General features: G+C 45.6%; 14 protein-coding genes. 8 read left to right on the top strand and 6 right to left on the bottom strand.

Going from position 1 to position 10,147, the window contains the following annotated elements; translation table 11 throughout:
- The first annotated feature begins 295 nt into the window (after nt 1-295).
- The gene (locus RW114_RS18565) at nt 296-1,129 is read left to right on the top strand and encodes a hypothetical protein (RefSeq protein ID WP_340124243.1); all 834 of its coding nucleotides are present in this window, start codon (nt 296-298) and stop codon (nt 1,127-1,129) included.
- Nucleotides 1,130-1,350: 221 nt separating this feature from the next.
- Here the strand turns inward: RW114_RS18565 and RW114_RS18560 are convergent, their stop codons facing one another.
- Nucleotides 1,351-1,680, bottom strand: coding sequence for a hypothetical protein (locus tag RW114_RS18560; protein ID WP_340124242.1), 330 nt, complete (start codon nt 1,678-1,680; stop codon nt 1,351-1,353).
- Nucleotides 1,681-2,292: 612 nt separating this feature from the next.
- Here RW114_RS18560 and RW114_RS18555 point away from each other — a divergent pair.
- Entirely contained in the window at nt 2,293-3,261 is a 969-nt protein-coding gene (locus RW114_RS18555) for a tyrosine-type recombinase/integrase (RefSeq protein ID WP_340124241.1), read from the top strand.
- A 71-nt stretch (nt 3,262-3,332) separates the two neighbouring features.
- Nucleotides 3,333-3,761 carry a hypothetical protein gene (locus RW114_RS18550; RefSeq protein WP_340124240.1) on the top strand — a complete coding sequence of 143 codons (429 nt, stop codon included), beginning with the start codon at nt 3,333-3,335 and terminating at the stop codon, nt 3,759-3,761.
- Between the two features lie 31 nt (nt 3,762-3,792).
- Here the strand turns inward: RW114_RS18550 and RW114_RS18545 are convergent, their stop codons facing one another.
- Nucleotides 3,793-4,002: a hypothetical protein gene (locus RW114_RS18545; protein WP_340124239.1), complete on the bottom strand. Its 210-nt coding sequence runs from the start codon at nt 4,000-4,002 to the stop codon at nt 3,793-3,795.
- An 83-nt stretch (nt 4,003-4,085) separates the two neighbouring features.
- Here RW114_RS18545 and RW114_RS18540 point away from each other — a divergent pair, with 83 nt between their 5' ends.
- The 5 genes from RW114_RS18540 to RW114_RS18520 all read left to right on the top strand — a co-directional run bounded on the left by RW114_RS18540 (nt 4,086) and on the right by RW114_RS18520 (nt 7,220).
- Entirely contained in the window at nt 4,086-4,352 is a 267-nt protein-coding gene (locus RW114_RS18540; RefSeq protein ID WP_340124238.1) for a hypothetical protein, read from the top strand.
- A gap of 47 nt (nt 4,353-4,399) precedes the next feature.
- Nucleotides 4,400-4,690: a hypothetical protein gene (locus RW114_RS18535; protein WP_340124237.1), complete on the top strand. Its 291-nt coding sequence runs from the start codon at nt 4,400-4,402 to the stop codon at nt 4,688-4,690.
- A 17-nt stretch (nt 4,691-4,707) separates the two neighbouring features.
- Nucleotides 4,708-4,911, top strand: a complete 204-nt coding sequence (locus tag RW114_RS18530) for a hypothetical protein (protein ID WP_340124236.1) — start codon at nt 4,708-4,710, stop codon at nt 4,909-4,911.
- Between the two features lie 99 nt (nt 4,912-5,010).
- Entirely contained in the window at nt 5,011-5,844 is an 834-nt protein-coding gene (locus RW114_RS18525) for an SIR2 family NAD-dependent protein deacylase (protein ID WP_340124235.1), read from the top strand.
- A gap of 173 nt (nt 5,845-6,017) precedes the next feature.
- Nucleotides 6,018-7,220, top strand: coding sequence for an RtcB family protein (locus RW114_RS18520; RefSeq protein ID WP_340124234.1), 1,203 nt, complete (start codon nt 6,018-6,020; stop codon nt 7,218-7,220).
- A gap of 89 nt (nt 7,221-7,309) precedes the next feature.
- Here the strand turns inward: RW114_RS18520 and RW114_RS18515 are convergent, their stop codons facing one another.
- The 4 genes from RW114_RS18515 to RW114_RS18500 all read right to left on the bottom strand — a co-directional run bounded on the left by RW114_RS18515 (nt 7,310) and on the right by RW114_RS18500 (nt 10,056).
- Entirely contained in the window at nt 7,310-7,483 is a 174-nt protein-coding gene (locus tag RW114_RS18515; RefSeq protein WP_340124233.1) for a hypothetical protein, read from the bottom strand.
- A 190-nt stretch (nt 7,484-7,673) separates the two neighbouring features.
- Nucleotides 7,674-8,948 carry a Y-family DNA polymerase gene (locus tag RW114_RS18510; RefSeq protein WP_340124232.1) on the bottom strand — a complete coding sequence of 425 codons (1,275 nt, stop codon included), beginning with the start codon at nt 8,946-8,948 and terminating at the stop codon, nt 7,674-7,676.
- Nucleotides 8,948-9,547 (bottom strand): translesion error-prone DNA polymerase V autoproteolytic subunit, encoded by a 600-nt coding sequence (locus RW114_RS18505; protein ID WP_340124231.1) that lies wholly within the window; start codon nt 9,545-9,547, stop codon nt 8,948-8,950. The genes RW114_RS18510 and RW114_RS18505 overlap by 1 nt, the downstream gene beginning before the upstream one ends.
- 86 nt (nt 9,548-9,633) lie before the next feature.
- Nucleotides 9,634-10,056 (bottom strand): hypothetical protein, encoded by a 423-nt coding sequence (locus RW114_RS18500; protein ID WP_340124230.1) that lies wholly within the window; start codon nt 10,054-10,056, stop codon nt 9,634-9,636.
- Nucleotides 10,057-10,147 lie beyond the last annotated feature (91 nt).

Genomic DNA, 10,147 nt, shown 5'->3' with positions numbered 1-10,147 from the left:
TAGCATCAAAGCAGGACTCAATCAATTCGAGGACTTTGGGTTCGTCGGATAGTTGATTTAAGGCAGCGTTCAGCAGTTTGCGCTGGTGATGATCTAATTCACGGATTGCAGTAATTAATTGAAAAAAATCGGCGTTTTTCATGATGATCTCCAATTGAAAACCTACATGGCTTATTTTATGAAAAAGAAATAAAAAATTCCATAGTTAACGATGACATAGCCTACTTCTAAGGCCAATTCAAAGAATCATAAACCAGATTTTAAAACCAATATTTCTTTAAATAGTCTTGCCATTTTGACAGGTGAATTACCACCTTTTAAGAAAGAAAACGCTCTTGTTGATAAAGGCATCTATGTGTCGTTTAGGCAAGGTGATATTACAGATGAGATGAGCAAGCACTTATACAAGCTTGCCAGTAATGGTACCTTAGCGCTTGTAAATGCTGCATTTATACAATACTTGATGTCAGATTTTGAAAAGAAGGAGGAACTGGCCAAACAATACAAGCAAGATTACTTGAAATTGCTGGAGAAAGAGTTCCTTAAAAATCCACGCGTCTGCAATCAACTTGCTGGACTGTTAGTGGCGTGGCGCTTTTTCTGCACATTTGCCTACAAGATGAAAGCTATTGATAACACTCAATCTAAGGAACTGAAGAAAGTGGTCAGGCAACGGCTGATTGATCTAGCAGGTGAACAAAAAACGATTTCATCACTCAATCCTGGCAACTTGTTGCTCAAAGGACTAGAGCAAGCATTGAAAGATGGTCGAGCCCATATCCTAGATTCAGAGACCGGAAAACAGCCTAAAGGAGTGCCGTCTGTTAGAGTGGGATGGAAGGATATGAATCCAGGTGGTCTCTGTATTGGCCTGCTCAACGTTGAGACAGGCGATCTGTTTATTCCGGGCAATATTGATGTGAAAAAATTGATCAACCTGCTACCTGAAGAAGATAAAAAGCACTTTTCTGCCACAACGAAGAAGTTCTGGATCGACCTTAAAGCTTTGGGTTTACTCGAATGCCCCGAAAAGGATAGAAACAGAGTCAGGAAAATCTTTCCATGGACCGAGGAGAAAGAGCATTACCATCTTAAGATGAAGATAGTTAAATCGGCCGCTAAAAATTAAAGCGGATTTCAATCGGAATTAACTATGCTGCCGGCATCGCAAAACTATTGTGATGCCGGTTTTTAGTAGCGTCTATAAAAGACATTTTATCAGGTTGTTTTACCAACCAGAATACATTCGAACCAAAGCATTCAAAAATGTCTTATGCCTTAAACACTATCAAGTTATTGATTTTATTAATATATAAATTAATCAATTCTTGACATTCAAGCCTTGCTATGTTATATTATATCAAAGGCGATATTGTTCTCTTTTTGCCCCAACGATCCCTTCGTCGCCCTCAAAATCATCGCATTTGTCATAGCTAGCCATTGGGTTTGAACCCCGGTGCAGTTTCGTGTGCGCGTTGGTTTTTGAGTGCCTGGAGGAATTTTCAATTGTTGTTTTATGGAGATCATTATGAAGTCACCTTCTATCACCGTTATACGTGTTTTGGACCATTTCATTATCGGCGGCACGGAGCATTTCTCTTTTGCCGAGCACGGGTTGTTATGACGCTGACGCCTATGAATCTCGCTTGCAACGCCATCAAAAAACGGCAGTATCGACATATCATGGCGGCTATATTGACGCATATTATCGTATGGGGGCATTACGTTGCGGAGACTGCGGTATGACGACGAAACAGCGCCACCCCGTATATACGACATTGCGTTGACGACACTGTGTCGCATAGACGGGCTACTTCGATAGTTTGCCCCCATCGGTCGACGGTCGATGCGTTCCTTGTTGCAACAAGGAACGATGTTGCAAGATTGGCCTGAGCCTTTGAATCAAGGTCATAACTGAAATCCAATAGGCGCTTACTACAAAAACGCGTGGTGAAATACAACATGCAAACATTCCACCTAATGCACCTCAATCAGCATCATCACGAGCGTTGATCGATTTTTTCAGATTCAAACAGGTGGCAAAAAATAGCTTGTGTTAATTCCTGCTAAACGAAAGTAACCCATTTTCGTAACAGCACGCCGTCAACATTAACGAAAGCAATTCCTGTGCCTAACTGACATCACGAAAATCCTAGCTTGTGTTAATACACATTAATGAAAGCCAGGGCATTAAGCGGCTTACTTTAGCCACTTGATAGATAAGCAGTACCCAAATCCACGGCACACCATCGCCACCACTTACACCATCCATTAAATTTCCAGGAGAGCACCATGAATGCAGTACACAGCAGACATATTAAACAACAGTTACAACAAAAGTTCGACACCTACTACCAGCAGATTCATCAACAGCAAACAGACCCGGTTAGCCTGTATCTGGATAGCTTGGCACCGACAGGCCGCCGTTCGGTAAAAAGCTTACTTTGCAGTACGACTAAGATAGTCGGCTTTGAAGGTCGACTGGAAGAAATGCCCTGGAACCTCATTGAGTACCAGCATCTGGCCTTGATCAGAAACACACTTAAACAGGAGGGAAAAAGCGCCAACACTATCAATCTAGCCCTTTCCGCAGTACGCGGTGTCATGAAGGCTTGCTTCCATCTGAAACTGATCACTGCCGACCATATGCTGTTGCTTAAAGGCATCAGTGCCGGACGCAGTCAGCGCCTACCCAGTGGGCGGAGCCTGAACAAAAATGAACTGGCGAAGCTGCACCGCAGTTGCAAGCTGGACAAAACCATCATCGGTAAACGGGATTATGCCGTTATCGCCTTGTTGTTGGCCACCGGTATCAGACGCTCAGAAGTCATAGCCGTTACCGTCGATGATTACAATACCCGAACCGGTGTACTCAACATTCAGGCGGGGAAAGGCGATAAACAACGCACCGCGTATCTGAATGCTGAAAGTCGACTGGTTATCCGTCAATGGCTGACTGAGCGGGGAAAGCTGCCTGGCAGTCTGTTCAATCCCATCACTAAAACTGGCACCGTCCTGAACAAAGCCCTGAGCAGTCAGACTATATACGACATTATCAAGCAGCGTTCAGAACTAGCCAGAATAGACCGGGTCAGGCCCCATGACTTAAGGCGCACCTTTGTCACCCAGTTACTGGACGCCGGTGTCGATATTAACACCACCCGTCAGTTAGTCGGTCACTCCGACATTCAAACCACTGCCCGTTATGACTGCCGTGATCAGAAAAACCAGCAGCGAGCGGTGAAGCGGTTGATGTCTTAAGAAAAACCATCTATGACCCCGAATCAGCACATCTCAACTTAACCGACAAACTTAATACAGGAAGCAATCTCATGCCCTTACTAATTGAACATATCGATGCCATAGCCCGAAAGAAACAACGCGATGTCTTATACGTAACTTTTAATCCGATAAAAATGTCCGACATGGACTGGTGGGATAGTGACTCTTACGACTGGGAGCAGGCCCCGATGCGTGAGGCGGTCTGCAAATGGCTCACCGAACATGGCATTCCCTGGCAACTCTGTAGCTATTTTGCCAATGAAAACTGCATGTGCAGCTATGAAGGCCAAATCTATTTGGACGTTCCTTACGATGACAACGACCCATTATATGCGTTAGTGCGTGATTATCTGGAGAATCCCGACGGCAGCATGCGCTTTGAAACGGTTGGTTTCTGGGTTTTGCCATTGGAGACCGCCATGAACAACGCTCATCACGACGAACCAGGCTTTTGGGAGAGATGGGCCGAAGACTTTTAGTTTGCAGGATCATTCGCACCGATAGACGTGATCATGCGCTGATTGCCTTGATGTTGACAACAAGACTGCGTCGCTCTGAAGTGGTCGCCATCGATATTGATAACCATAACAGATAACAGCAGAACAGGCCCAGATCGGCAACGTCAGGCCTCATGACCTGCGACGCACCTTTCACCCAACTGCTTGAAGCGGGGTTGATCTCAATACCACGAGGCAATTGGCGAGGCACCAAGATATTCAAGCCACCGCCCGTTATGACTTTCGATCATAGAAAGACCAGCAGAGGGCAGTACAACAGTTAAAAAAGCATAAGGAAAAACGACCATGAACGACACTAGATTCACCCACGCTCTGAACATCGTTTTAATGTTGGACGAAAGCGGTTGTTTGAAGCAAGGGGTTGACTTCACTGATCCAATAAATGATCAGGAACTGGGCAAGCAGTGTAATAAACAGATTAAAGCCATCCTTATTATCTATGAGTTTCTCTTGCAACTATATCCAGAAAAACCGAATGAGGATGATTTAAAACAAGAAAAGCCTATAAGCGACAGGCACTGCCCACATTGCGGTGATCACGACATCAATTAAAAACCACTTTTAATTCCACCACACATTATACCAATTAGGAGAATCAGATGAACCACATTCATAAAAACCCATTGTTTGATCTCGGACAAACCGTGGCAACACCCGGCGCTATCGAAGTACTACAAGCATTAAACATTTCACCCACCAGCCTGTTGTGTCGTCATCAGTGTGGAGACTGGGGAGATCTGTGTGATGAGGACCAAGCTGAAAACAAGTATGCTCTAAGCCACGGATACCGGCTGTTTTCATCGTATAAAATAACAGAGACCATCAAGATTTGGGTGATAACCGAGGCGGATCGTTCAGTAACCACTTTGTTGCTGCCGGAAGACTACTAATAACCTGGGAGTTGATGATGCCTCGTCAAATCGAAAGGTTTTACCCTTTAGGCCAAGGTAAAAAAGCGGGTCGTTACATCGGTCAACAGGATGTGCTTTGTTATCGCCCCCCGTTGAGTTATAGCGCCACAGCCGAGTTGAAAGAATGTCACCCGTCGACAGGAAAGCAGTTTACTCAGTCGGAATGGTGGATATTTTTAACCCTGGAGGACCTGTCATGATCGAATCTGACTGATGAACTCCATCCGCTCCAATCTGTCACCCCTGAATCGGCTTAATCTGGTTCAGTTATTTATAATCATTTTAATGAGAATACTAACATGATCAAGCGCCTTACCATTCAACAGGCGGCAACGGCCATTGTCGCCGCTGATACTATTTTAATAACCGCAGGTGCCGGCATGGGGGTGGATTCCGGGCTGCCTGATTTTCGAGGTCAACAGGGCTTCTGGAAAACTCATCCTCAGTATGCCGCAGCAAACCTGACATTTATTGATCTGGCCAATCCAATCTGGTTTGAACAGGATCCCGCTAGAGCCTGGGGCTTTTATGGGTATCGTTATCAGTTGTACCAGCAAACTCATCCCCATCCCGGTTTTGCCTTACTGAAGCGTTGGCAGGATAACGCTCAGCAACCAGGATTTGTGGTGACCAGCAATGTCGATGGTCAATTTCAAAAAGCCGGGTTTTCAGAGGAACGGATTTATGAATGTCATGGTGCAATTCATTATTTGCAATGTACGGCATCTTGCAAGAACGAAATCTGGACAGTTCCAGCGTTTAGCTTTGATATTGAGCCACAGCAATTGCTTGCAGTGGGAGACTTACCGCTTTGTCCATACTGCGGCGAACCGGCAAGGCCCAATGTCTTGATGTTTGGCGACCACGATTGGCTATCAAGTCGCTCTGATCAGCAAGGCCAGCAATTTTATGCATGGAAAAACACGATGATGACTAAGAAGGTCGTAACGATAGAACTCGGTGCAGGCTCGACCATTGGTGGTATTCGTCGTATGGGTGAGCACATGTCAGGTACCTTAATCAGGATAAACCACAGAGAAGCAGAAGGGCCGCCGGGAACGATTTCCTTAGCAATGGGTGCATTGGAAGCACTGCAAGCCATTGATGCAGCTATTCAGAGTCAAAGGGCTTGAAGCCAGCGCCATCAAAGTAACAGGTAATTAAACCAAAACATCGACAGCGATTTAGGTAACAGTCGCCGGTCTATCAGTGATAATTTAACAAAAAAAATAACGCTCAGTCGCAGTTACCGTATTACAACATTCTACAATGTCCGGCGTTAATCTCACCAACGGAGTAAAAAACCATGTCAATTCAGCAAATCATTAAAGGTGAAGGTCAATGGCCTGTCTATATCTGGACAGACGAGTGCGATGAAAAATCAAAGCAGCAACTGACCAATGTTGCTCAACTGCCTTTTATTAACCACCATATTGCAGCCATGCCCGATGTGCATGTCGGTAGAGGTGCAACCATCGGTTCGGTGATTGCCACTACCCAGGCTATCATCCCTGCGGCAGTGGGTGTCGATTTGGGTTGCGGGATGATTGCTTGTCGTTTGTCACTAAATGCCAACGACATTGATGAGCAGTCCATCTTGAAAATCTACAACCAAATTCATCGTGATGTACCGGTGGGACGCAATCAACACCAGAGTGACAGAGCCTTGACCGACATTGCCTTGCCGTTTGAAGCTGAACTGAAAGTTATTATTCATAAGCACCCGAAGTTAAGAAAAGCCTTTCGTAACTTTGATAACTGGATTTACCAGATGGGTACGCTGGGTGGCGGCAATCACTTTATCGAAATATGCCTCGATGAAGCACAACATGTCTGGGTGATGTTGCATTCAGGTAGTAGGGGCATCGGTAATGCGATTGGCACCTATTTTATTGAACGGGCCAAGAAAGATATGCTGAAATGGGATGTGCATTTACCGGATACCGACCTGGCCTATTTGCAGGAAGGCAGCGTAAATTTCGATGATTACATCGAAGCTGTCGACTGGGCGCAACGATACGCCTACCAGAACCGGCAAGCCATGTTGGATTTAGTATTGGCAGGTATGCACCGGCATTTGCAGATACCTTTTACGGTCACCCGTGAGGTGGTCAATTGCCACCATAATTACGTCGCTCGTGAACACCATTTCGGCGTCGACAGTTGGGTGACGCGTAAAGGGGCGATACGTGCAGGCATAGGTGAGATGGGGATTATTCCGGGCAGTATGGGTGCCAAGTCGTATATAGTTCGAGGCAAAGGCAATCCCGATTCGTTTTGCTCCTGTGCCCACGGTGCCGGTAGGAAAATGAGTAGAACCGAGGCCCGTCATGTTTTTACCGTCGAGGATTTAAAGCAACAAACTGCCGGTGTGCAATGCAAAAAGGACAACAGCGTGTTGGATGAAATACCGGGGGCTTATAAAGACATTGATACCGTGATGGCAAATCAAGACGATCTTGTTGAGGTGGTGCATACCTTGAAGCAGATTATTACCATCAAGGGCTGATTACGTAAGCCTACAAACAAAAAGACTTCCAGGGCAGTTAAGCCGTGGAAGTCTTCACGTCGCTTGGTTAAACAGATCAGTTAGATAAATCAATCCCATGAAAATTGACCAGCTTTGCCTCTTTTACTGTTCACTTTAATATTACTGGCAATGGCCGCTGACGCGAACAGCGTGGATGAGATAATGAATTCGCCTGAAATAAAGCCCAGCAGGCCGATTACAAACACAGCTCCTATTAAAATATCTTTGTATAAATCGTTCATGAGTAAATCCTCGTATAAAGTTGAAAGGTTTTTTCATACTGCAACTTAACTATAAAGAAGATGTCTATTGTTGACAATGGTGCTGGGAATTTATGGATTATTTCCTGATTGGGTACAATATATTCATAAACCATTCATATAAACTGAGTATTTTAAAGGTTTAATATCCTTCTCTGGAAACAATCTTCTATCATTTGGCCCAAGCCAGCTCCCGCCAATCTGTCGTATAGCGTTGTGAAACTCGGTCTGCCTTTGGTTTCCAAGACTTATCAAAACCGGTGGCCGCTATTGCAATAGCCTTTGGAAAGCGTCGGTTGATTTGATCGACAACCTTCATTAACGGACGGTTTTCGTTGGGTAAGCTGTTATCAACAAAATCAAACAACTCAAGCTGGCCAGGTGATGATTCCGGCTTAATGTCGCTCAGTTGCACGCCGCATTTCTGGTAACCGTAACCTGTTTTAAATATTTCCGTCAGCAAGCGGTTGGCGGTGGTGATGATAGTGCGGGTGTCCTGAGTTGCTGCGCTGAGCTTGATGCTGGCAGAGCGTTGATATTGCGGTTCTTGCGGATTAAACGGATTGGTTCTGATAAACACTGTAATACAACCGGTTATCGACTGCTGTCTTCTAAGCTTTTCAGCGGCTCTGCTACCAAACTCGGTCAAGGCTGCGGACAGTTCTTTGTACTCAGTCAGTCGGCGGCTAAAACTGCGGGAACAGACAATCTGCTGCTTGTCCGGAGAAATCTCTTCCAGTTCCAGGCAGGCAATGCCATTAAGTTCCAGAACGGTTCTGGCAACCACGATATTAAACTGGGATTGAATGCGCTTGCTGGGTTGAATGGCTAGATCCCACACGGTATTGATCCCGATCTGGTTAAGCTTTGCCGTGGTGCGTGAACCGATGCCCCACACCTCGCCAACATCAACAATCTTCATTAGCTTTTCCCGGCGCACCGGATCAGATAAATCCAAAACGCCACCCGTTTGTTTCCATTTTTTAGCCGCAAAATTAGCCAACTTGGTCAGAGTTTTAGTCGGCCCCATGCCCACGCAGACCGGAATACCGGTGGCCCGGACAACGGCCTTTCTGATTCGGTGACCATAAGCAATGGGGTCTCTATGACACATGCCGGTTAAATCCAGAAATGCTTCGTCAATGGAATAGATTTCCATACTTGGGGCGAACTCTTCTAAAATTGACATCACCCTCGCTGACATATCGGCATACAGCGAGTAATTCGATGAAAACAGTTTTATCTGGTGTTGGTTGACCAGTTGCTGAATCTGGAACAGCGGCACACCCATTTTTATAAAATGTTTAATTTCCGCACTGCGGGCGACAACACAACCATCGTTGTTACTGAGTACCGCCACCGGTTTGCCAATCAGATCAGGCCTAAACACACGCTCACAGGAAACGTAAAAATTGTTACAATCGACTAAGGCAAGAAGCGGCTGCATTACAGTGGATGAATCACGTTGGTGACCACACCCCAGATCACCATCTCAAGCTCTTCGTGGATGACAATATCGGGATAGGCTGGATTCTCTGCCTTGAGTTGCCATTGTTCGTTATCGCGCTCCAGGCGCTTTACCGTCAGTTCACCATTTAATGCACAAATGACGATCTTGCCCGGCACCGGTTCGATAGAGCGATCCACGACCAAAATATCGTTTGGATGGATACCTGCGCCGAGCATCGATTCACCCTGGGCACGCACAAAGAACGTAGCAGCGGGCTTTTGTACTAACAGCTCGTTTAAATCCAGGGTTTTCTCAACATAATCATCGGCAGGCGAAGGAAAACCGGCGGCGACTTTTCCACCAAATAACGGCAACACACACAAGCTTGGCGTTTTGGAAGGGAAGAGAATCAACGCCGTGCTGTTAGGGAATCGTTCAAACTGCTGCTTTCGGACATCAAGCAGGTTTTTGACGGCGGGAATCAGGCTTTCAGGTAACCGTATGGCCTTGGTGGTTTCACCATAGACAGATGAGCCTTTTTTGCGGCCAGCATTGGGTCTGGCTCCGCCTCGATTTTCTGGATTAGTTGGTAACATGTGTTTATTTTGAAATATGTACACTTATCAAAAAAGCATATTACCACCTTATCGCTGGTGTTTGCTAAGTTCTTAACCGAAATTAGTCAATTCACTTTTTTCCCTATCAGATCTGAAAGCTTTGTAGCCTTTTTAAGCTTCGCAAGTCTAGTGTAGCGCGGCCCCTGCATTGCGCCTTGTGGCGCATCTCCAAAAATAATCGGCCTTATCGTAGATGCTTTCTCTGAGAAAATTAACTTGTACTTGCCGCCTTCGCCATAGGGTTCGATTCGGTCAACAGGCGCAAAGTGAGTAATAGCTGAAACTGGTGCGGTTTGGTAGGCGGCAATGTATTTTATTTTATCCAGCATCCCGCCAGAAATTCGAACAGCGAACCAATCATCAGCTGTCAAAAAATGTTGCTTAAAGCCTTCTTTTTGAGCAGGAACGATGATGGTATCAATTCCATGGGAAGGTGTTTTTCCGGAGGCATCTGTTCGGCGACAATTACCCTGTCCGGTCGGCGACAACTATCTTGACCGGTTGACCGATATGTAGGACAAGGGTGTATTTCATTTTTTTTGGAGTTCACCCTTGCCTGGAAAACGTATCACTCAACAT

Source organism: Methylobacter svalbardensis (assembly GCF_037671525.1).
GTDB lineage: Bacteria > Pseudomonadota > Gammaproteobacteria > Methylococcales > Methylomonadaceae > Methylobacter_A > Methylobacter_A svalbardensis.
This window is presented reverse-complemented; position numbering and strand designations above follow the sequence as displayed.